The following is a 23,559-nucleotide window of genomic DNA, read 5'->3' on the forward strand; positions in this document are numbered from 1 at the left end:
CTCCGGGAAGGTGATCAGGTGTGCAGCCACCTTAACGCCGCCCGGCAGCGTGCCGAATAGCCAATCCAACGCTTTGCCAGGAGGCCAATCCGGCATTCGCCTGGCCACTGAGGTGCATCCAATCTCTTCATTTCTACCGCTGCGGCCAAGCCGGGATAATGGCCGGGTCAATTGCGGAGTACCGATTCATGTCCCGAGAACACTTCATGCGCGAGGCCCTCGACCTGGCCCGCGCCAATATCCAGGCCGGCGGCCGCCCGTTTGGTGCCGTGCTGGTGTACCAGGGCCAGGTGATCGCCCGCGCCGTCAACGAGATCCACAGCACCCAGGACCCGACCAGCCACGCCGAGATGCAGGCCATCCGCCAGGCCGCACAGGCTCTGGGCCGGGCACGCCTGGACGGTGCCGAGATCTATGCCAGTGGCCACCCGTGCCCGATGTGCCTGGCGGCCATGCACCTGTGCGGTGTGGAACGCGCATGGTTCGCCTATGGCAACGACGAGGGCGAGCCCTACGGGCTGTCCACCGCCGCGGTTTACGCGCAGATGGCCCGCCCGCCGCAGCAGCAAAGCTTGCCGTTGCGCCCGCTCAAGCCCGCTGGCGAAGCGGGCCTGTATGCCCAATGGCAGCAGGCCAGCCAAGCATGAGGGGCGCGCTGAACCTGTTGCTGGTGGTGTTGCTGGCACTCAACCTGCGGCCGATCCTCACCAGCATCGGGCCACTGCTCGAGCCCATGCGCCAGAGCACCGGCCTGGGGTACCAGCAGGCGGCATTGCTGACGGCGCTGCCGGTGCTGTGCATGGGGCTGGTGCCGCTGTTGCAGCCGTGGCTGCGGCGTTGGCTGAGCGAGCATGGCGGCATGCTCGCCGGGTTGGCGGCGATTGCCCTGGCCTGCCTGTGGCGACTGCAACTGGACAGCGCCTGGGCACTGATCGCCAGTGCGGTGGTCGCCGGGCTGGGGGTGGCGCTGGTGCAGGGCATGATGCCGGGGCTGGTCAACCGCTGGTTCCCCACGCGGCTGGCGGCGACCATGGGCTTGTATTCGGCAGCCCTGATGACCGGTGGCGGCCTTGCAGCGGTGCTGGGCCCCTCGATCACCGCGCACTTTGGCCATTGGCAGGCGGGGCTGGGCGTCTGGGCCTTGCCCGCGTTGCTGGCCGTGGTCGCCTGGATTGCCCTGCGGTCACGCCAGGCCACCCCCGCTTTGGCAGGCACGGCTGGCGGGCACTGGTTCGGCAATCGCCGCGCCTGGTTGCTGGCGCTGTACTTCGGCCTGATCAATGGCGGCTACACCAGCATGGTCGCCTGGCTACCGGCCTATCACCTGGAGCATGGCGGCACGGCCCAGGGCGGTGGTGAGCTGGTGGGGTTGATGACCATCTTCCAGGTGACCGGCGCCCTCGGCTTGCCGCTGTTGCTGCGCCGCCTGGTAGATCGTCGGCCTGGCTTGTGGTTGGCGTTGCTGATCCAGCTGGGCGGCTTCCTTGGCCTGCTGCTGGCGCCGGCCAGCGCCATGGGCCTGTGGGTGGCGATGATCGGCCTGGGCCTGGGCGCGTGCTTCAGCCTCAGCCTGACACTGACCCTCGAACACCTGCGCACGCCGGCCGAAGCCGGCAGCCTGGCGGGCTTCGTCCAGGGTGTGGGGTTCATCGTCACCGGTATCGTGCCGTACATCACCGGCTGGCTGCGCGATGCCAGCGGCGACTTCCAGGCATCCTGGGCCCTGTTGACCTGCACCGTGCTGGCCATGCTGCTGGTCACCGCGCGCTTCGCCCCGGGTGGCTATGCCCGGGCCATCGCCCGGCCAGGGCAGGCAGGCGCTGCTGCGCTCAGCTGAGACGCTGCAGGGTATCGCGGACCCGGTCCAGCGCCGGGTCGATATCCAGCAGTTCGATGGCGCCGAAGCCCAGCAGCAACCCCGGGCGTACCGGGGCCTCGCTGAAGAACGGCGCCAACGAATAGAGCCCCACCTCGACTTTGCGCGCCAGGTTGATCAACAGCTCTACATCGACCCCCGGCTTGGCCAGGGCGCTCAGGTGGAAGCCGGCACTGGCCGGCACGGCCTCGAACCAGGGCGCCAGGTCGCCGCCAAGGCGCGTCAGGATCCGTTCGCGGCGGGCGCTGTAGACCTCGTGGCAGCGACGGATGTGCTTGCTCAGGTGGCCTTCGCCAATGAAGCGCGCCAGGGCCCATTGCTGCAGGCTCGGGCTGTGCCAGTCGGTCAGGTGCTTGGCCACGCAGGCGGCCTGCAGCACCGCCGGCGGCAGCACCGCATAGCCCAGGCGCAACTCGGGCAGCAAGGTCTTGGAGAACGTCCCGACGTAGGCCACCAGCCCATGGCGGTCCAGGCGCTGCAGGGCCTCGGCGGCCGGCCCCTGGTAGCGGAACTCGCAGTCGTAGTCGTCCTCGATGATCAGCGCACCCAGCGCGGCGGCCCGGGCCAGCAACGCCTGGCGCCGCCGTGCGCCCATGGGCATGCCCAGCGGGAACTGGTGCGAGGGGGTGACGTAGATCAGCCGGGTATCGGCCTCGATCTGTTCCACGCACAGCCCCTCATCGTCCACGGGCACCGACTGCACCTGTGCGCCGAGGGCCAGGAACAGCTGCCGCGCCGGTGGGTAGCCGGGGTCCTCCATGGCCACCTTGCAGCCCGGCTCGACCAGCACCCGGGCGATCAGGTCCAGGGCCTGCTGGGCACCATTGCACACCAGCACATCGGCGGCGCTGCAGTGCACGCCCCGGGCGAACGCGATGTGGTGGGCGATGGCTTCGCGCAACTCAGGCAAGCCCTGCGGCGAGAACTGCCGATCGGTGTGCCGCTGGCTGCGCCGCAGGGCGTATTGCAGGCAGCTGCGCCACTGGTCGTAGGGGAACTGCGCCTTACTTGAGGCGCCGCCGATGAAGTCATAGCGCGAGGGGGCATCCAGCGCGCGCCGCCCCAGCACCGTGGCGCGCAGGCGCCAGCGCTCCAGGGCGTCGGCAGCGGCCAGTGGGATGGCCTCGGCGGCGTCGGCTTGTATGGGTTGGCGAGTAGTGATGAAGGTGCCGCGGCCGACCACGCCGCTGAGCAGGTTGTCGTAGGTCAGGCGCGAGTAGGCTTCGGCCACGGTCTTGCGCGATACGCCCAGTTGCTCGGCCAGCAGGCGCGTTGGCGGCAGCTGGGTGCCGGCAGCCAGGTGGCCGCTGTCGATGCCGGCGCGCAATTGCTGGTAGAGCTGGTCGGCAAGGCCTTTGCGGCCTTCGAGGCGGATGTGCAGTTCCATCGAGGGCTGTGTCCGAAGTGCAAGGGTGTCAAAGCTTCGGGGTTCGCGCGGCAAGCTGCAAGAGGGCCGAACGGGCGGCCCTTGCTCAACGCATCAAAGGCGGGCGGTGCTGATGGTTATGTAACCTTTGTCGGGCAGGGCGATGCGGATCACTGTTTCGTCCTGCGGTGCCTTGCGTTTCTGCCGGATGCTGATGCCATCGACGGCCGCAGCCTGCATGTGCGCCGGGATGGCGCGCCCCTGTTTGTCGAAGAAGGCTTCGCTGGCCAGCAGCTCGACGCGCTCGATCAGTTGGCGGGTGTGCTCGTCGGTGGCGCAGAAAAAGCGCACGCCGGACAGGTGCGGGTTGTCATCGGGGTTGCTGACCTCATGGGCCAGCAGCTGGCGCAGGGTGTGTTGCAGGGCTTCGGTGTGGCGGGTGTGCTCGGGCATGGTGGGGCCTCGTCGGGTGGGCTGGCCGCGCAGGGCGGGCATGACGACATCCAGGTCCGATCATGTTTTTGCAGGCGTAAGACGGAAAGCGGGCTGCTTCCGACTGAATTGTAGGAAGAGTCATAAATTATGCGAGTACCCCGCGCCTTGCCTTGATCAGGATCATCGCTGTCGCCGGTATGCCCGCTGCGGCACAATGGCCGACCTGTCCCCCTGCGTAGCACCGAGGTTTGCCATGCACAGCCACTTCCAGCCCGTCGACCTGACCAAGGCCTATCGCCTGCTCAACCACGGCCCCACCGTGCTGGTCTCGGCCAGCCATGCCGGGGTCGACAATGTGATGGCTGCCGCCTGGGCCTGTGCCCTGGACTTCGACCCGCCCAAGGTGACCGTGGTCCTCGACAAGAGCGCCCGTACCCGCCAGTTGGTGGAGGGCAGTGGCTGGTTCGTGCTGCAGGTGCCCAACGCCGCCCAGGCACGGCTTACCCACCAGGTGGGCAACCAGAGCCTGTTCGACCAGCCCGACAAGCTGGCGCGTATCGGTGTCGAGCTGGCCCGCGTCGCCGGGTTCGAGGCGCCGCTGGTCAACGGCTGTTCGGCCTGGCTGATGTGCCGGGTGATCGACGAGCCGCACAACCAGCAAACCTACGACCTGTTCATCGGCGAAGTGGTCGCGGCCTGGGCCGATGACCGGGTGTTCCGCGACGGGCACTGGGCCTATGAGCATGCCGACCCCGACTGGCGCAGCCTGCATTACGTGGCGGGCGGGCACTTCTATGCCATTGGCGAGCCGCTGGTGATCGACCAGGGCGAATGAACCGAGCCCGTCATTCCCCGCAGCAGTGCGGCTTGCCAGGGGCGCTTTCATAGCGGTCGTGGTGGCGCACCCAGTCCATCGTCCCGCCCTCGTTGCGCCCCAGCGGGGCCAGGTCGAGGAAGTTGTAGGTATTGACCAGGATGTCCAGCCCGCGAGCGTAGGTGGAGTAGGTGTGATAGATGCTGCCGTCGCGGTCGCGAATGAACGCGCTCAAGCCCGGAAGCTCCGCCTCGTTGCCGGAGTAGGGCGCGTAGTTGTACTCGGCGCTGCCATCGGTGGCCACGCTCACGCCAAAGTCCTGGTTGAAACGGCTGCCGTGGGAGGAATACCAGGGAAAGCGCCAGCCCATGCGCTGGCGGAACGCCTGGAATTCGCCATAGGCTGCCCGTGACACCGCCACCAGCGACACGTCGTGGTGAGCCAGGTGCAGGTTGGCGCCGTCGAAATGGTCGGCGAGGAAGGAGCAGCCTGGGCAGCCTTCGTTCCAGCCCTCGGCGAACATGAAGTGGTAGACCAGCAGCTGGCTGCGCCCGGCGAACAGGTCGGCCAGGGCCAGCTCGCCGTCGGGGCCGTGGAAGCGGTAGTTTTCCTCGACCCGTACCCAGGGCAGGGCACGGCGGGCGGCGGCGAGTTCGTCGCGCTGGTGGGTGAGGGCTTTTTCATGCAGCCAGAGTTGCCGGCGGGCGGCGAGCCATTGGCTGCGGGTTACCACGGGGTGATTGTTGTCGGGCGTGTTCATGAGGCGCGCTCCGCGCTGGGGGGATTCATTGAGTGGTCGAATGGAGGGGGGAGGAATCGACGGGGAGCGGGCGGGGGCGACGAGTGGTGGGGTGGGGGGGTTATGGCTTGGGAAAGTGTGTGGGCTGGTAGGTGCCTGCCGGAGGATTTGCAGCGCTTATGAGGCCACCAGGAGTTCGCCGATGATTTTGCAGCGCCTATGAGATCGAGCGCCGCCCGCGCGGCGCTTCGCGGGTAAACCCGCTCCCACAGTTTGTTTCGGGCCAGTCTCTCCTGCGCCATCACCTGGTCCGCCTTGTTGGTACGACGCGGTTTCAGTGTGGGCGTTGCCGCCGCCCCACATGACTCAAGGCATGCACCAAGGCAGGCGCCGGTACTTTCACAGAAATAATTGGCCCGAAACAAACTGTGGGAGCGGGTTTACCCGCGAAGCGCCGCGCGGGCGGCGCTGGGACTGTCAGATTTTTTGTGTGCGGGCCGGTAATGGCCTGCCGCTAGGCAGGCCCTGATTCTCACCAGGTTGGCCTGATGAACCGATCTCCATACAGAATCGCAAATTGATTCATCGCGCTTTTCCAGTCATGGGCCGGTTTTCCCCAATTGGCTGTGATGTTGCGCAATCCCAGCCAAATCAGTTTGGTCGCTGCATCATCATTCGGGAAATGTCCGCGAGTCTTGATGACCTTGCGTAGCTGGGCATTGATGCTCTCGATGGCGTTGGTGGTATAGATCACCTTTCGGATGGCGGGCGGGAAAACAAAGAATGGAATCACGCGATCCCAAGCCCGTCGCCAAGCAGCCACCACCGTCGGATATTTCTCGCCCCACGGCCCGTTCTCAAACTCATCGAGTGCTTGCTCAGCCGCTTCGGCATTGATGGCTTGGTAAATCGGCTTCAGCTCCTTGGCCAGAGCCCGCCGCTTGTCCCAGGCCGCGTAGTCGAGGCTGTTGCGGATCAGGTGCACGATGCACGTCTGCAGCGTCGTTTCTGGAAACACTGCGCTGAGGGCCTCTGGCATGCCTTTGAGGCCATCGGTCACGGCAATCAGCACATCTTCGACGCCACGCTTCTTGAGGTCGTTAAAGACCTTCATCCAGAACTTCGCACCCTCGGTGTTCTCGATCCAGATGCCCAGGATATCGCGCGTCCCGTCGGGGAGAACGCCCAGGGCCAAGTAAATGGCCTTGTTGCGAACCAGACCTTCTTCGCGGATCTTCACCCGCAGCGCATCGAAGAAAATGACCGGGTACATCGGCTCCAGTGGCCGCTGTTGCCACGCGCCAATCTCTTCCATGACCTCGTCTGTCACAGAGCTGATGAAATCGGGTGAAACGTCGGTTCCATACTGCTCGGACAGGAAGGCCCGGATCTCTCTGACCGTCATTCCACGGGCGTACATGGCGATGATTTTGTCATCGAATCCGGTGTAACGGCGCTCATGCTTGGGGATCAGAATGGGCGAGAAGCTGCCGTCACGGTCCCGAGGGATATCCAGCCGTAGCGGGCCATCGCCTGTCAGCACTGTCTTGCCACTCGTGCCATTGCGCTGGTTGGTCTCATCCTCTGGGCGCTGCGCGCCCGGAGGATAGCCCAGGTGATGGCCAAGTTCGGCGTTCAGGGCCCGCTCGATCAACGCTTTCTTGAAGGCGGCAGAAGCCTCTTCGATAGCCTCTGCGGTCATCAGTGGGGTTGCGGAAAACTGTTCAAGCAGCTCTTTCGGGACCTTCGGTAACTCTCGAAGCGGTTTCTTTTTGGTTGGCATGCATGCACCTCTTACTCATGGTATGCCCGAACACAAAATTTCTGACACCCTCGCGGCGCTCGATCTCATAGGCGCTGGAGATATTAAGGCGAACACCTGCAAGCCCACATACAATCTCAACCCTATCCCTGCATCCGCTCAATCAAAGCCCACAGCCGCGGGTCATTGAAATCGTCGATCACCAGCCGCGCCCCAGCCTCATGCAGGCGCTCGGCCGTCTGCGTGGTAGCCAGACCCACCGTATAGATACCGGCATCGCTGGCCGCCTTGACCCCCGGCAACGAATCCTCAAAAGCCAGCGCCTGCCCGGCTTCAGCCTGCAAGCGCTGCAGCCCGGTCAGGTAGGGCAGCGGGTCCGGCTTGGGCCTGGCCAGCTCATCGGCCACCAGCACATGTTCGAAACGCCCACTCAGCCCCATGGCCGCAAGCATGTGTTCGGCGTTCAGGCGTGGCGCATTGGTCACTACACACACGCCCACCGCATGTTGTTGGGCATGGTCGAGCAGGCGCAGCAGACCGGGCAGGGGTTCGAGGCTCGGTGACAGTTCGCGGAACAGCGCCTCCTTGCGCTCGGCCAGGGCCTGGCGCTGGGCCGCATCGGCCTGAGGGAACAGGTCGGCGAACAGCAAACCGTTGGAGCGGCCGCTCACCTGCAGGTCGAATTGCTCCTGGGTCAGTTCGCGGCCATCGTAATCGTGCAGGAGCTGGCGGAAGGCCTGCAGGTGCAGGGTGTCGGTGTCGGTGAGCGTCCCATCGAGGTCGAACAGCAAGGCGGTGAGCATCGGGCATCCTGGCGTTGAAGAATCAATTCAGCAGCATCATAGCCAAAGCCGACGACGAAGGGGGCTGTTCAGTGTTTCACAAAAAGAGTACAAATGTGCTCCATGGACAATCTGACCCCCAAACGCCGCGCCATTCTCGACTTCATTCGTGAGCGCATCACCGAACATGGCCAGCCGCCCTCGCTGGCCGATATCGCCGAGCGCTTCGGGTTTGCCTCGCGCAGCGTTGCGCGCAAGCACATCACCGCCCTGTGCCAGGGCGGCTTCATCGACGTCACCCCCAACCAGGCGCGTGGTATCCGCCTGGCCGAGCCGCTGCGCCGGCCGGAGATTCTCGAACTGCCGGTGCTCGGCCAGGTCGCCGCAGGCGCGCCTATCGGCCCCGATCTCGACATTCATGAGCAACTGCTGCTCGACCCCAGCCTGTTCCGCCGTACCCCCGACTACCTGCTCAAGGTGCGTGGCGACTCGATGGTCGACGACGGCATCTTCGATGGCGACCTGGTCGGCATCCGCCAGCAGGGCGAGGCGCGCGACGGCCAGATCGTGGTCGCCCGGCTCGACGGCGAGGTCACCATCAAACGCCTGCAACACACCCGCGACGGCTACCGCCTGTTGCCACGCAACCCGCACTACCAACCCATCGACGTAGGCCCCGAACACGAGTTCTTCATCGAAGGCGTGTTCTGCGGCTTGCTGAGGCGTGACTGATGGGCGCGGTGGTCGACCTCGACCGGCTGCTCGACCAGCGCCAGGTGTGGCGCGGCCGGCAGGCCCAGGCCCGGCCGATTGGCTTGCAGCCCAGCGGGCATGCCGCGCTCGATGCACGCCTGCCAGAGGGCGGCTGGCCGGCGGCGGCATTGAGCGAATTGTTACTGGCCAGCCCGGGCGTGGGTGAGCTGCAGTTGCTCTGGCCGACGCTGGCACGGCTGACCGCCGCCAGTGAGCGGGTCGTGCTGGTGGCCCCACCCTTTATTCCCTATGCCCCGGCCTGGCAGGCAGCGGGTGTCGACCTGCGCTGGCTGGTGCAGGTCGACAGCGAACGTGACGATGCCCTGTGGGCCGCCGAGCAATGCCTGCGCTCGGGCAGTTGCGCGGCGGTGCTGTGCTGGCCGGAGCGCGCCGATGACAAGGCCTTGCGTCGCCTGCAGGTGGCGGCGGAAACCGGTAACGCACTGGCGTTCGCCTGCCGCCCGCAGCAGGCCGCGCTTAACCCGTCGCCCGCCGCGCTGCGGATCGCCATCGACACCCGCCCACCCCAGTGGCGGGTGCTCAAGTGCCGGGGCGGCCTGCCCCCCGCCAGCCCTATTGCTCGGGGCTGAAGCATCATGCTCTGGGCCTGCATCCTGTTCCCGCAGTTGGCGCTGGACAGCGTCCTGCGCCAACGCGACGACCCTGACACTCCTCTGGTGCTGCTGGGTGGGCCTGGCCAGCGCCGTGTGCTGCAAGCGGTCAGCCCGGCCGCCGCCAGGCTGGGGTTGCGCGCCGGGCAGCCGCTGACCGCTGCCCGCGCCCTGGCCGATGGTTTCACCTGCGTTGAAGTCGAGCCCGCGTGCATCGAGCAGTTGCAACAGCTGCTGGCCACCTGGGCCTACCGCTTCAGCGCCCAGGTCAGCCTGCATTATCCGCGTGCGCTGCTGCTGGAGGTGGGGTCGAGCCTGCAACTGTTCGGGCCCTGGCCCCTGTTCGAGGCGCGCCTGCGTGAAGAGCTGGCCGGGCTGGGCCTGCGCCAGCGCATTGTGCTGGCCAGCAACCCGGTGGCGGCGCGGATGCTCGCCAATGCTCACGATGGGCTGGCGGTGACCAGCCCCGACCAGACCCGGGCAGCCTTGCTCGACCTGCCCATCGAACGGGCCGGCCTGCCACCTGAGGCCAGCGTGGCCTTCGCACGCATGGGCCTGCACCGGCTGGGCCAGGTCGTGGCGCTGCCCCGTGATGCCCTGGCCCGGCGCTTCAGCAGCCAGGTGCAATTGCACCTGGATCAACTGTTCGGCCAGCGCTCGCTGGGGCTGGCGTTCTACCAACCGCCCGAGCGCTTCGAAGCACGGCTGGAGCTGAACTTCGATGTCGAGTCGCACCAGGCCCTGTTGTTTCCCTTGCGCCGGCTGCTCAACGACCTGGCGGCGTTCCTCGCCGGGCGCGATTGCGGCGTGCAGCGGTTCGAGCTGTTCCTGGAGCACGCCGAGGGCCCGGATACCGTGCTCAAGGTTGGCCTGCTGGCTGCCGAGCGTGATGGTGCAATGCTCTTCGAGCTGGCGCGAGGGCGCCTGGAGCCGCTGCGCATTCCGGCTCCGGTGCGCAACCTGCGCCTGGTGGCGGCCGATCTGCCGCCGTTCGTGCCCCAGCACCAGGCATTGTTCGACCCACGCGCCCAGCAGGCACAACCCTGGGAGCAACTGCGCGAACGCCTGCGGGCACGCCTTGGCGATGAAGCCGTCAAGGGCCTGCGCGCCGAAGCCGATCATCGTCCCGAATGTGCCTGGCAGGGCGCGGAGCAGGGCGCGCCGGGGCAGTTGGTCATGGCGCCGGGCAGCCGCCCCGGCTGGCTGCTGCCTGAACCCCAAGCGCTGTCCGAGGCTGGCGTGCAACTGCTGGGGCACGCCGAACGCATCGAGTCCGGTTGGTGGGACGGCGGTGATGTGCGGCGTGATTACTACCGTATCGAAACCCGCGATGGCCTGCGCGGTTGGGCCTTCCGTGACCTCGCGGCCCCCGGACCGCTTTGGTTGCAGGGCTGGTTCGCGTGAACTGCCAGGGCTACGCAGAGCTGCATTGCCTGTCGAACTTCAGCTTCCAGCGCGGCGCCTCCAGTGCCGACGAACTGTTTCGCCGTGCCCGTGAGCAGGGCTACCAGGCCCTGGCGATCACTGACGAGTGCACCCTGGCGGGCATCGTCCGGGCCTGGCAGGCCGCCCGTGAGCATGGCCTCAAGCTGATCGTTGGCAGTGAAGTGCGGGTGGAGCAGGGGCCCAAACTGGTGCTGCTGGTGCAGGACCTTGGCGGTTACCAGAACCTGTGTGCGCTGATCACACTGGCACGGCGCCGGGCACCAAAGGGCAGCTATCGGCTGCTGGCCGAGGACCTTGCGGCCCATCATCAGGGGTTGCTGGCGTTGTGGGTGCCTGAAGCCGATGCGCCAGTCAGTGTCGGGCAGCAACTGCATGCACTGTTCGGCGAGCGCCTGTGGCTGGCCGTGCATCTGCATCGCGCAGCCGACGATGGCGCACGCCTGGCACAGCTGCACGCCTTGGGCGCACAACTGGCCGTGCCGCTGGTGGCCTGCGGCGATGTGCACATGCACGTGCGCGGGCGTCGCGCACTGCAGGACTGCATCACCGCGATCCGCGCCCATTGCCCGGTGGCCGAGGCGGGGCGTTTGCTGTTCGCCAATGGCGAGCGCCACCTGCGCCCGCTCGATCAGCTGCACGAACTCTATCCACCGCACCTGCTGGCCGAAACCCTGGTTATCGCCGAGCGCTGCAACTTCGATCTTTCGGAGCTCAAATATCAGTACCCGCGCGAGCTGGTCCCTGAGGCTCATACGCCCGCCAGCTGGTTGCGCCAACTGTGCGAGCAGGGTCTGCCCAGGCGTTGGCCCAACGGGGTAACCGACAAAGTACGCGGCCTGCTGGACAAGGAGCTCGCGCTGATCGAGGCACTCGGTTATGAAAGCTACTTCCTCACCGTGCACGACATCGTCGCCTTCGCCCGCAGCCAGCACATCCTCTGCCAGGGCCGCGGTTCGGCGGCCAACTCGGTGGTGTGCTATGTGCTGGGCATCACCGAGCTCGATCCCACGGTGCACCGCCTGTTGTTCGAGCGCTTTCTGTCACGCGAGCGCAACGAACCGCCTGATATCGACGTGGACTTCGAGCACGATCGCCGCGAAGAAGTGATCCAGTATGTGTTCCGCCGCTATGGCCGGCACCGGGCCGCGCTCACCGCAGTGGTCAGCAGTTACCACGCCGCTGGGGCGGTACGCGATGTGGCACGTGCGCTGGGGTTGCCAGCCGATCAGGTGGATGCCCTGGCCAAGTGTTGTGGGCGCTGGAGCGACCGCATTCCCGATGCCGAACGCCTGGCCGAGGCCGGTTTCGATGCACAGAGCCCCTCGCTGCGGCGCATCCTGGTACTGGCCGGCGAGCTGATCGGTTTCCCCCGGCACCTGTCGCAGCATCCGGGCGGTTTCGTCATTTCCCAGCAGCCCCTGCACGAACTGGTGCCGGTGGAAAACGCGGCGATGGAAGAGCGCACGGTGATCCAGTGGGACAAGGACGACCTGGACATGGTCGGCCTGCTCAAGGTCGATGTGCTGGCGCTGGGCATGCTCAGCGCGTTGCGCCGCTGCTTTGACCTGATCGCCCTGCACCGTGGGCGTGAGCTGACCCTGGCCAGCATCCCCGGAGAAGACCCGGCCACTTACGCCATGATCAGCCGTGCCGAAACCATGGGCGTGTTCCAGATCGAATCGCGGGCGCAGATGGCCATGTTGCCCAGGCTCAAACCCAATACCTTCTACGACCTGGTGATCGAAGTGGCGATCGTGCGGCCGGGGCCGATCCAGGGCGATATGGTCCACCCCTACCTGCGCCGCCGGCTGGGCCAGGAACCGGTCAGCTACCCCTCGGAAAAACTGCGCGAAGTGTTCCACCGTACCTTGGGCGTGCCCCTGTTCCAGGAGCAGGTGATGGAGCTGGCCATGGTCGCTGCTGACTACAGCCCCGGCGAGGCCGACCAGCTGCGCCGCAGCATGGCGGCCTGGAAGCGCCACGGCGGCCTTGAGCCCCACCGGGTCAGGCTGATCGAGGGCATGCTGCGCAATGGTTACGAGCTGTCTTTTGCCGAGCGCATCTTCGAGCAGATCAAGGGTTTCGGCAGCTATGGTTTTCCCGAGTCCCACGCCGCCAGTTTCGCCCTGCTGTGCTATGCCAGCAGTTGGCTGAAATGCCACGAACCGGCGATCTTCACCTGTGCCTTGATCAATAGCTGGCCCATGGGTTTCTACAGCCCCGACCAGCTGTTGCAGGAAGCGCGTCGGCAGGGCATTGCGGTTCGCCCGGTGGATGTCGAGCACAGCCAATGGGACTGCACCCTGGAGCCGGAGGGCGAGGGCGCGTTGGCCATCCGCCTGGGCTTGCGGCAGATCCGCGGTTTCGGCGAAGGCGATGCCCGGCGCCTGGAGCAGGCGCGGGCACAACGGCCCTGGCGCGATGTCGAGGACCTGTGCCTGCGCGCCGGGCTCGACAGCCGCGCCTGTGCCCGGCTCGCCGATGCCGGTGCGCTGCGGGCGCTGGCCCGCGACCGGCACCAGGCGCGCTGGCAGGTGGCGGCAGTGCAGGCGCAGCTACCGCTGTTCGCCCAGGTCGAGGCAGCGCCAGAAACCCCGGTTGAGCTGCCCGTACCCAGCGTGGCCGAGGATCTGCTGGCCGATTACGACACCCTCGGCACCACGCTCGGCCCGCATCCGCTGGCCTTGCTGCGCCCGCGCCTGCGCGCCTTGGGCTGTCGCAGTTCAGCGCAGCTGGCCGAAGTCGAGCAGGGTGACAGCATTGCCGTGGCTGGCCTGGTGGTTGGGCGCCAGCGCCCGCAAACGGCCAGCGGCGTGACCTTCGTCACCCTTGAGGACGAGCATGGCATGGTCAATGTGGTGGTCTGGCGGGCGCTGGCCGAACGGCAGCGACAGGCGCTGGTGGGCGCGCGGTTGCTCAAGGTGAGCGGGAGGCTGGAACACGAGAAGGGCGTGCGCCATCTGATCGCCCGGCGGTTGGAGGACATCAGCCCCTTGCTGCTGGGGCTGGATGTGCGTAGCCGCGATTTTCATTAGGCCTGCAGCCCGATCGCTGGCAAGCCAGCTCCCACAGGAGAGCGCCAAACTTTGTGGGAGCCGGCTTGCCGGCGATTGGGGCGCGAAGCGGCCCCATCTCTCACACCATCGCCAATCGCTGCTTGCGCGTCGGCGCCGCAAACGCCTGGTCAATCGCCTGCAAGTCCGCCTCGGTCAGCACCAGGTCTTGTGCCGCTGCATTCAAGCGCACATGCGCCGGGCTCACCGCCTTGGGAATCGCAATCACCCCTTCGCCACGCGTGACCCAGGCCAGGCTCACCTGCGCTGGCGTCGCAGCATGGCGCGCAGCAATTTCAGCCAGTACCGGGTGATGCAGCAGTCGCCCGGCCTGGGCCAGTGGGCAGTAAGCCATGGTCGGCAGCTGCTGCTGGCGGCTCCAAGGCAGCAGGTCGAACTCGATGCCACGCTCGGCCGGGTTGTACAGCACCTGGTTGGTGGCGCAGGCCGGGTTGTCCAGTTCCTGCAGGTCATCCAGGTCGAAGTTGGACACACCCCAGCGGCGGATCTTGCCCTGTTCGATCAAGCGTTCGAAGGCCTCGACGGTCTCCTCGAGCGGGTACTGCCCGCGCCAATGCAGCAGGTACAGGTCGATGCACTCGGTACCCAGCCGCTTGAGGCTGCGTTCGCACGCCGTCGGCAAGCCGCGCCGGCTGGCGTTGTGCGGGTAGACCTTGCTGACCAGGAACACCTGGTCGCGACGCCCGGCGATAGCCTGGCCGACCACCTGTTCGGCGCCGCCCTCAGCGTACATTTCGGCGGTATCGATCAGGCTCAGGCCCAGGTCGATGCCTTGTTGCAGCGCCGCCACTTCGGCCGCCTTGCTCCCTGGGTCTTCGCCCATGTACCAGGTGCCCTGGCCAATGGTCGGCACGCGGGTTCCCGCCAGATTCACGTAACGCATGTCACCTCCTGTGGATGGGTATGGGTCAGCAGCACGTCGAGCAGCGCCTCGGCGGCCCGTGACAGTTTGTGGTCGGCCAGGGCGATCACGCCGATGCGCCGCTCCACGGTGGGTTCGACCAGCGGCACGCAGCGTGCGCCGAGCTCTTGCATCTGGCCGATGCACAGGGCCGGCACGGCGCTCACGCCCAGGCCGCTGGCGACCATGCGGCCGATGGTCGACAACTGGTGGCTCTCGAACGCCACCGTCAGCTTGCCGTGCCCGGCCACCAGGTGCTGTTCGAGTAACAGGCGCACTGCCGACGGCCGTTGCAGGGCGATGAAGTCTTCTGCCAACAGCTCCTGCCAGCGCACCTGGGGTTGGCGGGCGAGGGGCGAGTCGGCGGGCACCACGGCGACGAAACGGTCCATGTACAGCGGGTGGAAGCGTAGCGCTTCGTTGCCGTCGGGCTCGAAACCGATGCCCAGCTCGACGCGGCGGTGGCGCACCAGTTCCAGCACCTGTTCGTTGATCACGTCGTGCACGGTGACGTTCACTTTCGGGTAGCGCTGGCGGAACACTTTCAGCGACTGCGGCAGCAAGTTGCCGGCGAAGGACGGCATGGCCGCCACCGACACCCTGCCCAGTTGCAGGGTGAAGCGCTGGCGCAGCATCTCTTCTGTGTCGTCCCAGTCGGCCAGCAGGCGCCGGGCCAGGGGCAGCAGCACCTCGCCCTCGGGGGTAAGGCTGACGCTGCGGGTGGTGCGGGTGAGCAGGGCGCCGCCGAGGTTGTCCTCCAGCGCCTTGATGGTCAGGCTCAGGGCCGGTTGCGATACATGCAGGTGCTCGCCGGCCTGGGCGAAGCTTTGGTACTTGGCCACGGTGACGAAGGCGCGCAGTTGCTTGACGTTCATGGCTGGCTTGCCCTTTGTTTTGCAAAAGTTATCAATCGATGACGAAAACAAAATTAACAAATCAGTCGACTACAGTGAAGATGACCGCACGGTTCCAACAACTACAAAAGGCGACTGAGCATGGCCGGACTGGACAAGCGTGTAGCAACCTACGAAGAGGCCCTGGCAGGCCTGACCGACAACATGACGGTACTGGCCGGCGGCTTCGGCCTGTGCGGCATCCCGGAAAACCTGATTGCCCAGATCAAGCGCCTGGGCGTCAAGGGCCTGACCGTGGTCTCCAACAACTGCGGCGTTGATGGCTTCGGCCTGGGCGTGCTGCTGGAAGACCGGCAGATCCGCAAGATGATCGCCTCCTACGTGGGCGAGAACGCCGAATTCGAACGCCAGCTGCTCAGCGGCGAACTGGAAGTGGAGCTCACCCCGCAAGGCACCCTGGCCGAGAAGATGCGCGCAGGCGGCGCCGGCATTCCCGCCTTCTATACTGCCACCGGCTACGGCACCCCGGTCGCCGACGGCAAGGAAGTCCGCGAGTTCAAAGGCCGCAAGTACATCCTCGAAGAGTCGATCACCGGCGACTTCGCCATCGTCAAGGGCTGGAAAGCCGACCACTACGGCAACGTGGTGTATCGCAACACCGCGCAGAACTTCAACCCGCTGGCCGCCACCGCCGGCAAGATCACCGTGGTCGAGGTCGAAGAGATCGTCGAGCCCGGCGTGCTGCTGCCCAGTGAGATCCACACCCCGGGCATCTACGTCGACCGGGTCATCGTCGGCACCTTCGAGAAGCGCATCGAAAAGCGCACCGTCAAGGCCTGAGCGCCATCCTCAAGAACAACAAAGAGATCCTGACCATGGCACTGACCCGCGAACAAATGGCCCAACGCGTCGCCCGTGAACTCAAAGACGGCTACTACGTCAACCTCGGTATCGGCATCCCCACCCTGGTGGCCAACTACGTGCCTGCCGACATGGACGTGATGCTGCAGTCGGAAAACGGCCTGCTGGGCATGGGCGAATTCCCCACCGAGGCCACCCTCGACGCCGACATGATCAATGCCGGCAAGCAGACTGTCACTGCCCGCCGCGGCGCGTCGATCTTCGACTCGGCGCAATCCTTCGCCATGATCCGTGGCGGCCACGTAGACCTCACCGTGCTCGGCGCCTTTGAAGTGGACGTGGAAGGCAACATCGCCTCGTGGATGATCCCCGGCAAGCTGGTCAAGGGCATGGGCGGCGCCATGGACCTGGTGGCCGGTGCCGACAACATCATCGTCACCATGACCCACGCCTCCAAGGATGGCGAGTCCAAGCTGCTGCCCAAGTGCAGCCTGCCGCTGACCGGCGCCGGTTGCATCCGCAAGGTGCTGACCGACCTGGCCTACCTGGAAATCGAAAACGGTGCCTTCATCCTGCGCGAGACTGCGCCAGGGGTGAGCGTCGAAGAGATCATCGAGAAAACCGCCGGCAAGCTGATCGTGCCGGACGATGTGAAGGAAATGACTTTCTAATCAAGCATCACCCGCCCTGTGGGTGCGGACCCGTGGGAGCGGGCTTGCCCCGCGATAGCGTCAGACCAGGTGCCACGATCGCCTGGTAGGGCGCTATCGCGGGGCAAGCCCGCTCCCACGACTTCGCTCCCACAGGGCTTTTGCGTTGTTTCAGTGTTGAAAATCAAAAAAACAAATAAATGGAAAACCCCGTGGCCGCTGATATCCAAGACAGCCGCTCCGCCCGCTTTGCCCTGCGCTGCTCCAACTGGGCCGAACGCTGGTTCCCCGACTCCTGGGTGTTCGCCGCCCTGGCCGTGATGCTGGTGTGCCTGGGCGCGCTGGTGATGGGCGGCAAACCCACCGACACCGCCAAGGCCTTCGGCGATGGCTTCTGGAGCCTGATCCCGTTCACCATGCAGATGGCCTTCGTGGTCATCGGCGGTTATGTGGTGGCCAGCTCGCCACCCGCCGCGCGGCTGATCGACCGCCTGGCGCGCCTGCCGAAAAACGGCCGTTCGGCCGTGTGCTGGGTGGCGCTGATCTCGATGCTCGCCTCGTTGCTCAACTGGGGCCTGTCGCTGGTGTTCGGCGGCCTGCTGGTGCGCGCCCTGGCCCGTCGCACCGACTTGAAGATGGACTATCGCGCCGCTGGTGCCGCTGCCTACCTGGGGCTCGGCGCGGTATGGGCACTGGGGCTGTCGTCGTCGGCGGCGCAGTTGCAGGCCAACCCGGCCAGCCTGCCGCCGTCGATCCTGTCCATCACTGGGGTGATCCCGTTCACCGAAACCATCTTCCTCTGGCAGTCCGGGGTCATGCTGGCGGCGTTGGTGATCGTCTCGCTGGTGATCGCCTATGCCACCGCGCCGGGGCCGAACAGCGCGCGCAGTGCGCAAGACTGCGGCGTTGACCCCAGCTTCAGCGCACCACCCGCGCCGCAGCGCACGCGCCCGGGCGAGTGGCTGGAGTACAGCCCGATCCTGATCCTGCTGCTGGTGGCCCTGGCCGGCGGCTGGCTGTACCAGGAGTTCGCCACCAAGCCTGCGATCATGGCGATTTCCGGGCTGAACACCTACAACCTGCTGTTCATCATGCTCGGCGCCTTGCTGCACTGGCGCCCGCGCAGCTTCCTCGATGCCGTGGCCCGCGCGGTGCCGACCACCACCGGGGTGCTGATCCAGTTCCCGCTGTACGGTTCGATCGCCGCCATCCTCACCCAGGTCAAGGGTGTCGACGGTGCGACCCTGGCCCACCACATCTCGGTGTTCTTCACCCAGATCGCCACCCATGACACCTACGCGCTGTTGATGGGGGTGTACTCGGCGGTGCTGGGCTTCTTCATCCCGTCCGGCGGTGGCAAGTGGATCATCGAGGCGCCCTACGTGATGCTGGTGGCCAACGACCTGCAGTACCACCTGGGCTGGGCGGTGCAGATCTACAACGCCGCCGAGGCGCTGCCGAACCTGATCAACCCGTTCTACATGCTGCCGCTGCTGGGCGTGCTGGGCCTGAAAGCGCGCGACCTGATCGGCTTCTCGTTCGTCCAGTTGCTGGTGCATGTGCCGCTGGTGCTGGTGCTGCTGTGGGCGCTGGGTACGACCTTGCAGTACGTGCCGCCCGTGATGCCGTAAGGCTCGGGTAGTGCCAGGGAAGGGCGGTCAGGCACCGCCCTTTTTTACGTTTCGATAACATATCGATAATGATTCGCATGTGCGATTCGTTTTCATGTGAATGCCGCCCGGTCGGCAGCCAAGGACTTTCATCGAAACGAACAAGGAGACAGGCAGCGATGTTCGCGCCCATCAGCCGTTCCATGGCCCTTACCCTGGGCCTGTGTGCCACCGCCGTCAGCCCGTTTGCGCAGGCAGAAGAGACCGAACCGCGGTCCGACGACAACGTGCTGGAACTCGGCACCACCGAGATTCTCGCCCAGGGCCTGGGCAGCACCACCGAGCACAGCGGCTCCTACACCACCGGCAGCATGAGCGCAGCGACGCGCCTGAACCTGTCGATAAAGGAAACCCCGCAATCGGTCTCGGTGCTGACCCGTCAGCAGCTCGACGACTTCCAGCTAAATACGCTCTCCGAGGCCATGGCCCATGTCACCGGCGTCACCGTGCAGCGCAACGACTCCGAGCGGCCGACGTATTATTCGCGGGGCTATTCGATCAACAACTTCCAGATCGATGGGATGCTCAACACCTTCTCGAGCCTGAAGTCCGATTCGGACACCATCATCTACGACCGTATCGAGGTGGTGCGTGGCGCCACCGGCTTGACCACTGGGGCGGGCGACCCGTCCGGGACCATCGCCATGGTGCGCAAGCGCCCGACCTCGCAGCTGGCGATCAGCACTGGCGCCAGTGCCGGCAGCTACGACAACTACCACGGCTACCTCGACGTTGGCGGCCCATTGGGCCTGGAAGGGCGCCTGCGCGGGCGCACTGTGCTGGCCTACCGTGACAGCCAGTCGTTCATGGACAAATACGCCAGCCAGCGTGAGGTGGCCTACGGCATCCTAGAGGCCGACCTGACTGACAGCACCGTGCTTGCAGTGGGCTACGACTACCAGAACAAGCACGTACAAGGGGCCTCCTGGGGCACCGTGCCGTACTGGAACGCCACTGGCGGCAAGGCCGACCTGCCGCGCTCGACCAACCTGGCCGCGCCCTGGTCGTCCTGGCCACTGAAAGACCAGACAGTGTTCGCCACCCTCGACCAACGCCTGGCCAACGACTGGCTGCTCAAGCTTGCCTATACCCATCGCGAGTCCGACAGCGATGGCAAGGTGTACTACGGCGGCAACGGTTTCCCCGCCGCCGACCGTAGCGGCATGAATGCCTGGTATCAGCATTTCAGCGGCGAAGAGCAGATGGACGCCATCGACTTCAACCTGGCAGGCCCTTACCAGCTGTTCGGGCGCAGCCACGACTTCATGGTCGGTTATGGTGAATCCGAGCGGCGCAACACGTCGCCCTACTTCATCAGAGGGCCACTGCCCGACGGTTACCAGAAGATCCCGGACTGGAAGTACATGAGCAGCATCGCCAAGTTCCAGGACATCGATACCGGGCTCGATGAATCGCGTGACTCCACCAAACAGAAGGCCGGCTACATCGCCACCCGGCTCAACCCCACTGACCGCCTGCACTTCGTGCTCGGCAGCCGCTATGGCAGCTGGCAGACAGAAAGCCGCGAATGGGCGTACGACGAGGCGCAGAATGGCACCGAACTGACGCCCAGCAAGCAGACCCAGAACGACCAGTGGACGCCCTATGCCGGGGTGCTCTACGACCTCACCGAGCAGTACACCGTCTATGCCAGCTACACCGACATCTTCAACCCGCAGTCGGTACGCGACAAAAACCGCCAGTACCTCGAACCCATCGTCGGCAAGGTCTACGAAGTGGGCGTCAAAGGCAGCCTGATGGACGACCGACTCAACCTCAGCAGCGCGGTGTACCGCAGTAAACAGGACAACGTCGCCGAGCAGGACGATTCGGTGCCGCCCAACGGCAACGAGGTGTTCTACAAATCCGGCGGCAAGGGCAACGTCGTCGAAGGCTTCGAGGCCGAGATTGCCGGCGAAGTGCGCCCCGACTGGCAAATGAGCCTGGGCTACAGCTACACCCACGCGGCCAACGCCGACAAGCAGCGCAAGAGCCCCGAGCAACCGCTGAACCTGGTGCGCTTCTCTACCACCTACAAGCTGACACCGGCGTTGACCGTGGGCGGCACCCTGGACTGGCAGAGCGATACCCACAAGCAGGCCAACCGGCCAGTACGGGCGGCGAACGGTTCGATCGTCACGGTGCGCGATGAGATCAGCCAGAAGGCCTTCTCGGTGGTGGGGCTGATGGCGCGGTATCAGTTTGATGAGCACCTGTCGGCTTCGCTGAACGTGAAGAACCTGTTCGACGAGCATTACTACAACAACCTGGGCTTCTATAACGGGGTGTATCACGGCGAGCCGCGAACGATGATGGTCAGCCTGGACTGGAAGCTCTAGTACGTGGGCTTTACCTTGCGTGTCAGCTTTCTATTGATACGAGGGTGATCCGGCATGTTGTATTTCCAGCATCGAGCGCTTTGACCTTCTACTATTTGCTCACCGAGCAATCGGCGCTAGTGGGATTCGGCAATGAAGGAGCTTCAATGAACAAGGTTTCGGCGTGCCTGGGCTCTCTGGTCGTGCTCTTGTTGGCGGGCTGCTCCGGCATCCCTTCGCAGCCCTATCAGGAGCCGTCGGGCTTGGTGCCTACCGCACGCATGCGGGTGATCAGCAACTCGGATGTCTTCGGTGACAGCGTTACCGGCCGCTGTGCACCCAACTTGCGCCACCAGATGGTCCAGGCCGGGCGCTTCTCGGCGGGGCGAGCACTGGAAAACTATCCGCAGTTTCCAAAGGCTCCGGCCCAGCTGGGTATGCCCAAGCGGCTGTCGCCGCCGTTGCTCAGCCTGACGCCGACCGTGCGCATGGCCGAAGGCCGGCTTGAAGAAGTGGTGGCCGAGTACCGGGTGCCAACCTCGGCGCCGTTCCAGCTTGCGACCTTGGGGGCCGGTGCGGGTACGCCGTTGGGCAGGGGGATCTACTGTGACGAAGAAGCCAGGGTCTACAACCTGCAGGCCGGGCGCGACTACGAGGTGACCATCGGCATGGGCACCATCGGCCAGGGCGACAATGCCCGCCTGGCCTGCCGCTTCGATGTGCGCGAGCTGACCTCGATCGGCCAGGGTGAAATGATGATGCCGGTGCCGCTGACAAGCAGCGCCCCGCCGAGAAAACTGTGCGACTGAAGCCTGCGTCGAGCTGATGCGCGCAGGAGCGGGGTACGCTTCACCGCATGTGTGGAGCGCACCCGGCCATGATCATTTCAGCTGTCGCAGCTCATCCAGCAACCCTTGCAGTTTCACCCGGTTCGGTTCATCCAACCCGAACACCGGCCGCCGTGGCTCGCCCACCGGCAGCCCGGTCATGGCCAACCCGGCCTTGATGGTCGCCGGCAAGCCACCCTTGAGGATGAAATCCAGCAACGGCAACTGGCGGTAGAACAGCGCCTGCGCCTGGGCGAGGTCGCCCGCCAGCACCGCCTGGTACAGCTGCTGGTTCAGCGTGGGGATCAGGTTGGCCGCGGCCGTGCACCAGCCCTTGGCCCCGGCAACGAAGGCCTCCAGCGCCAACGGGTTGCAGCCGTTGTAGAACGGCACCTGGCCCTCGCCGAGCAGCTGCAGCTTGTGCATGCGCTGGATGTCGCCGGTGCTCTCCTTGACCATGGTGACGTTGTCCACCTCGCGCACGATGCGCAGGATCAGCTCCACCGGCATGTCGGTGCCGCTGGTGGCGGGGTTGTTGTAGAGCATGATCGGGATATCGATGGCCGCGCCGATGGCGCGGTAGTGCTGGAGGATCTCGGCTTCGCTGAGCTTCCAGTACGCCGCCGGCAGCACCATCACCGCATCGGCGCCGTGTTGCTGGGCGAAGCGCGCACGGCGCACGGCACCGGCGGTGGTCAGGTCAGAGACGCTGACGATGCTCGGCACGCGCTTGCCGATGCGCTCCAGGCTGTACTGGGCGACCTGTTGCCATTCGCTGTCACTGAGGTAGGCACCTTCGCCGGTGCTGCCCAGCGGGGCGATCACTTGTACGTCGCCGTCGATCAGGCGGTCGATGGATTGGCCCAGGGCGGGCAGGTCGAGTTGCTCGCCGTCGTGGCTGAAGGGGGTGATGGTGTAGCCGATGATGCCGTGGAATTGAGTGGTCATTTTTAAATAGCTCCGCAAGCAAGGCAGGGTAGGGTCAGGCGAGGCAATCGGCGTGCTGGCGCAGGGCCTGCCGGGCGTAGTAGTTGAACGCGGCGCCATGGCGCTTGGGCCGGTCGATCCAGTCGTGGGCGTCGCGGCCAAGCTCGGGGGCGATCGGTTTGATGGTGCCGGCGGCCATGGCCAGCAGTTGCAGGCGCGCGGCGCGTTCGATCAGCTGGGCGTAGACACAGGCCTGCTCGATGCTGGCGCCGGTGGACAACTGGCCGTGGTGCGAGAGCAGGATGGCGCGCTTGTCGCCCAGGGCGGCGCTGATGATTTCGCCTTCTTCGTTGCCCACCGGCACGCCGGGCCAGGCTTCGAGGAACGCGCAGTTTTCGTACAACGGGCACAGGTCCATGTGCGACACCACCAACGGCACTTCGAGCATCGACAGCGCGGCGACGTGGGTGGGGTGGGTGTGGATGATGCAGTTCACATCTGGGCGGGCGCGGTACACCCAGCTGTGGAAGCGGTTGGCCGGGTTGGGCATGCCCTGGCCTTCCAGCACCTCGAGGTCTTCGTTGACCAGCAGCAGGTTGCTGGCGGTGATCTCGTCGAAGCCCAGCCCCAGCTGCTGGGTGTAGAAGGTGCCCGGTTGCGGGCCACGGGCGCTGATCTGCCCGGCCAGGCCCGAGTCGTGACCATTGTCGAACAGAATTCGGCAGGTCAGGGCCAGCTTTTCGCGCACAGTCCACGTATTATCCGCGAGCGAGCCTTGCATCTGCGTCAGTGCCTTTTGCACCAGTTGGTCTTTGCTGTGTGTCAGGGTGTTGGCCATGGGGAGTGATCCTCTGTGGCGTGATGGTGGATGTCTCGGCTGGCCCGCCCCCTTG

At 65.6% G+C, this 23,559-nt stretch carries 21 protein-coding genes; 12 read left to right on the forward strand and 9 right to left on the reverse strand.

The features are described from left to right. Positions 1 to 188: 188 nt before the first annotated feature. Positions 189 to 647 (forward strand): nucleoside deaminase, encoded by a 459-nt coding sequence (locus tag LOY51_RS12235; protein ID WP_125463881.1) that lies wholly within the window; start codon positions 189 to 191, stop codon positions 645 to 647. Next, the gene (locus tag LOY51_RS12240) at positions 644 to 1,837 is read left to right on the forward strand and encodes a cyanate transporter (protein ID WP_258646382.1); all 1,194 of its coding nucleotides are present in this window, start codon (positions 644 to 646) and stop codon (positions 1,835 to 1,837) included. The genes LOY51_RS12235 and LOY51_RS12240 overlap by 4 nt, the downstream gene beginning before the upstream one ends. Here the strand turns inward: LOY51_RS12240 and pdxR are convergent. After that, positions 1,830 to 3,263: a MocR-like pyridoxine biosynthesis transcription factor PdxR gene (gene pdxR, locus LOY51_RS12245; protein WP_258646383.1), complete on the reverse strand. Its 1,434-nt coding sequence runs from the start codon at positions 3,261 to 3,263 to the stop codon at positions 1,830 to 1,832. The genes LOY51_RS12240 and pdxR overlap by 8 nt on opposite strands. 93 nt (positions 3,264 to 3,356) lie before the next feature. After that, the gene (locus tag LOY51_RS12250; protein ID WP_125466192.1) at positions 3,357 to 3,695 is read right to left on the reverse strand and encodes a hypothetical protein; all 339 of its coding nucleotides are present in this window, start codon (positions 3,693 to 3,695) and stop codon (positions 3,357 to 3,359) included. Between the two features lie 235 nt (positions 3,696 to 3,930). Here LOY51_RS12250 and LOY51_RS12255 point away from each other — a divergent pair, with 235 nt between their 5' ends. Beyond that, complete coding sequence (locus LOY51_RS12255; RefSeq protein WP_125858449.1) at positions 3,931 to 4,512, forward strand: flavin reductase family protein; 582 nt, start codon at positions 3,931 to 3,933, stop codon at positions 4,510 to 4,512. Positions 4,513 to 4,522: 10 nt separating this feature from the next. Here LOY51_RS12255 and LOY51_RS12260 read toward each other — a convergent pair whose 3' ends face one another. From LOY51_RS12260 to LOY51_RS12270, 3 genes are all read right to left on the reverse strand, one after another. Then, on the reverse strand, positions 4,523 to 5,251 hold the full coding sequence (locus LOY51_RS12260) for a DUF899 domain-containing protein (RefSeq protein WP_125858450.1): 729 nt from the start codon (positions 5,249 to 5,251) through the stop codon (positions 4,523 to 4,525). 511 nt (positions 5,252 to 5,762) lie between these two features. Then, on the reverse strand, positions 5,763 to 7,013 hold the full coding sequence (locus LOY51_RS12265) for an IS256 family transposase (RefSeq protein ID WP_125858773.1): 1,251 nt from the start codon (positions 7,011 to 7,013) through the stop codon (positions 5,763 to 5,765). A 122-nt stretch (positions 7,014 to 7,135) separates the two neighbouring features. Further along, a complete protein-coding gene (locus LOY51_RS12270; protein ID WP_258646384.1) occupies positions 7,136 to 7,795 on the reverse strand; it encodes an HAD family hydrolase in 660 nt (219 codons plus the stop codon). 102 nt (positions 7,796 to 7,897) lie between these two features. Between LOY51_RS12270 and lexA the strand changes: the two genes are divergently transcribed. From lexA to LOY51_RS12290, 4 genes are read left to right on the forward strand one after another with little or no spacing between them, the layout of a single operon-like run. Beyond that, entirely contained in the window at positions 7,898 to 8,506 is a 609-nt protein-coding gene (gene lexA / locus LOY51_RS12275; protein ID WP_110995789.1) for a transcriptional repressor LexA, read from the forward strand. Next, positions 8,506 to 9,117, forward strand: a complete 612-nt coding sequence (imuA, locus tag LOY51_RS12280; protein WP_125858453.1) for a translesion DNA synthesis-associated protein ImuA — start codon at positions 8,506 to 8,508, stop codon at positions 9,115 to 9,117. The genes lexA and imuA overlap by 1 nt, the downstream gene beginning before the upstream one ends. Positions 9,118 to 9,123: 6 nt before the next feature. Next, the gene (locus LOY51_RS12285; RefSeq protein ID WP_258646385.1) at positions 9,124 to 10,542 is read left to right on the forward strand and encodes a Y-family DNA polymerase; all 1,419 of its coding nucleotides are present in this window, start codon (positions 9,124 to 9,126) and stop codon (positions 10,540 to 10,542) included. Continuing rightward, positions 10,518 to 13,619, forward strand: a complete 3,102-nt coding sequence (locus tag LOY51_RS12290; RefSeq protein WP_258646386.1) for an error-prone DNA polymerase — start codon at positions 10,518 to 10,520, stop codon at positions 13,617 to 13,619. Before LOY51_RS12285 ends, LOY51_RS12290 begins: the two co-directional genes overlap by 25 nt. Before the next feature lie 100 nt (positions 13,620 to 13,719). Here LOY51_RS12290 and LOY51_RS12295 read toward each other — a convergent pair whose 3' ends face one another. Both LOY51_RS12295 and LOY51_RS12300 read right to left on the reverse strand, forming a co-directional pair. Further along, positions 13,720 to 14,541 carry an aldo/keto reductase gene (locus LOY51_RS12295; protein WP_258646387.1) on the reverse strand — a complete coding sequence of 274 codons (822 nt, stop codon included), beginning with the start codon at positions 14,539 to 14,541 and terminating at the stop codon, positions 13,720 to 13,722. Then, positions 14,529 to 15,434 carry a LysR family transcriptional regulator gene (locus LOY51_RS12300; protein ID WP_125463891.1) on the reverse strand — a complete coding sequence of 302 codons (906 nt, stop codon included), beginning with the start codon at positions 15,432 to 15,434 and terminating at the stop codon, positions 14,529 to 14,531. Before LOY51_RS12300 ends, LOY51_RS12295 begins: the two co-directional genes overlap by 13 nt. Positions 15,435 to 15,554: 120 nt before the next feature. Here LOY51_RS12300 and LOY51_RS12305 point away from each other — a divergent pair, with 120 nt between their 5' ends. The 5 genes from LOY51_RS12305 to LOY51_RS12325 all read left to right on the forward strand — a co-directional run bounded on the left by LOY51_RS12305 (position 15,555) and on the right by LOY51_RS12325 (position 21,721). Continuing rightward, positions 15,555 to 16,253: a CoA transferase subunit A gene (locus LOY51_RS12305; protein ID WP_125463892.1), complete on the forward strand. Its 699-nt coding sequence runs from the start codon at positions 15,555 to 15,557 to the stop codon at positions 16,251 to 16,253. 35 nt (positions 16,254 to 16,288) lie between these two features. Continuing rightward, entirely contained in the window at positions 16,289 to 16,945 is a 657-nt protein-coding gene (locus tag LOY51_RS12310) for a CoA transferase subunit B (protein WP_110995784.1), read from the forward strand. A 179-nt stretch (positions 16,946 to 17,124) separates the two neighbouring features. After that, positions 17,125 to 18,555, forward strand: coding sequence for a short-chain fatty acid transporter (locus LOY51_RS12315; RefSeq protein WP_258646390.1), 1,431 nt, complete (start codon positions 17,125 to 17,127; stop codon positions 18,553 to 18,555). Between the two features lie 158 nt (positions 18,556 to 18,713). After that, positions 18,714 to 20,933: a TonB-dependent siderophore receptor gene (locus LOY51_RS12320; protein ID WP_258646392.1), complete on the forward strand. Its 2,220-nt coding sequence runs from the start codon at positions 18,714 to 18,716 to the stop codon at positions 20,931 to 20,933. Between the two features lie 146 nt (positions 20,934 to 21,079). Next, positions 21,080 to 21,721 carry a hypothetical protein gene (locus tag LOY51_RS12325; RefSeq protein WP_258646394.1) on the forward strand — a complete coding sequence of 214 codons (642 nt, stop codon included), beginning with the start codon at positions 21,080 to 21,082 and terminating at the stop codon, positions 21,719 to 21,721. A 72-nt stretch (positions 21,722 to 21,793) separates the two neighbouring features. Here the strand turns inward: LOY51_RS12325 and LOY51_RS12330 are convergent, their stop codons facing one another. After that, positions 21,794 to 22,687, reverse strand: a complete 894-nt coding sequence (locus LOY51_RS12330; protein WP_258646395.1) for a dihydrodipicolinate synthase family protein — start codon at positions 22,685 to 22,687, stop codon at positions 21,794 to 21,796. 34 nt (positions 22,688 to 22,721) lie between these two features. Further along, positions 22,722 to 23,504 (reverse strand): aldolase, encoded by a 783-nt coding sequence (locus tag LOY51_RS12335; RefSeq protein ID WP_258646397.1) that lies wholly within the window; start codon positions 23,502 to 23,504, stop codon positions 22,722 to 22,724. Between the last annotated feature and the right edge of the window lie 55 nt (positions 23,505 to 23,559).

It is taken from the genome of Pseudomonas sichuanensis (genome assembly GCF_024749065.1).
In the GTDB taxonomy this organism is placed as follows: domain Bacteria; phylum Pseudomonadota; class Gammaproteobacteria; order Pseudomonadales; family Pseudomonadaceae; genus Aquipseudomonas; species Aquipseudomonas sichuanensis.

Bases quoted from the DNA above. Each gene is read 5' to 3' on its own strand.
- LOY51_RS12265 (WP_125858773.1), bottom strand. From the start codon at position 7,013: ATGCCAACCAAAAAGAAACCGCTTCGAGAGTTACCGAAGGTCCCGAAA.
- LOY51_RS12320 (WP_258646392.1), top strand. From the start codon at position 18,714: ATGTTCGCGCCCATCAGCCGTTCCATGGCCCTTACCCTGGGCCTGTGT.
- LOY51_RS12310 (WP_110995784.1), top strand. From the start codon at position 16,289: ATGGCACTGACCCGCGAACAAATGGCCCAACGCGTCGCCCGTGAACTC.
- LOY51_RS12315 (WP_258646390.1), top strand. From the start codon at position 17,125: ATGGAAAACCCCGTGGCCGCTGATATCCAAGACAGCCGCTCCGCCCGC.
- LOY51_RS12260 (WP_125858450.1), bottom strand. From the start codon at position 5,251: ATGAACACGCCCGACAACAATCACCCCGTGGTAACCCGCAGCCAATGG.
- LOY51_RS12325 (WP_258646394.1), top strand. From the start codon at position 21,080: ATGAACAAGGTTTCGGCGTGCCTGGGCTCTCTGGTCGTGCTCTTGTTG.
- LOY51_RS12250 (WP_125466192.1), bottom strand. From the start codon at position 3,695: ATGCCCGAGCACACCCGCCACACCGAAGCCCTGCAACACACCCTGCGC.
- LOY51_RS12300 (WP_125463891.1), bottom strand. From the start codon at position 15,434: ATGAACGTCAAGCAACTGCGCGCCTTCGTCACCGTGGCCAAGTACCAA.
- pdxR (WP_258646383.1), bottom strand. From the start codon at position 3,263: ATGGAACTGCACATCCGCCTCGAAGGCCGCAAAGGCCTTGCCGACCAG.
- imuA (WP_125858453.1), top strand. From the start codon at position 8,506: ATGGGCGCGGTGGTCGACCTCGACCGGCTGCTCGACCAGCGCCAGGTG.
- lexA (WP_110995789.1), top strand. From the start codon at position 7,898: ATGGACAATCTGACCCCCAAACGCCGCGCCATTCTCGACTTCATTCGT.
- LOY51_RS12235 (WP_125463881.1), top strand. From the start codon at position 189: ATGTCCCGAGAACACTTCATGCGCGAGGCCCTCGACCTGGCCCGCGCC.
- LOY51_RS12305 (WP_125463892.1), top strand. From the start codon at position 15,555: ATGGCCGGACTGGACAAGCGTGTAGCAACCTACGAAGAGGCCCTGGCA.
- LOY51_RS12335 (WP_258646397.1), bottom strand. From the start codon at position 23,504: ATGGCCAACACCCTGACACACAGCAAAGACCAACTGGTGCAAAAGGCA.
- LOY51_RS12270 (WP_258646384.1), bottom strand. From the start codon at position 7,795: ATGCTCACCGCCTTGCTGTTCGACCTCGATGGGACGCTCACCGACACC.
- LOY51_RS12255 (WP_125858449.1), top strand. From the start codon at position 3,931: ATGCACAGCCACTTCCAGCCCGTCGACCTGACCAAGGCCTATCGCCTG.
- LOY51_RS12285 (WP_258646385.1), top strand. From the start codon at position 9,124: ATGCTCTGGGCCTGCATCCTGTTCCCGCAGTTGGCGCTGGACAGCGTC.
- LOY51_RS12295 (WP_258646387.1), bottom strand. From the start codon at position 14,541: ATGCGTTACGTGAATCTGGCGGGAACCCGCGTGCCGACCATTGGCCAG.
- LOY51_RS12240 (WP_258646382.1), top strand. From the start codon at position 644: ATGAGGGGCGCGCTGAACCTGTTGCTGGTGGTGTTGCTGGCACTCAAC.
- LOY51_RS12330 (WP_258646395.1), bottom strand. From the start codon at position 22,687: ATGACCACTCAATTCCACGGCATCATCGGCTACACCATCACCCCCTTC.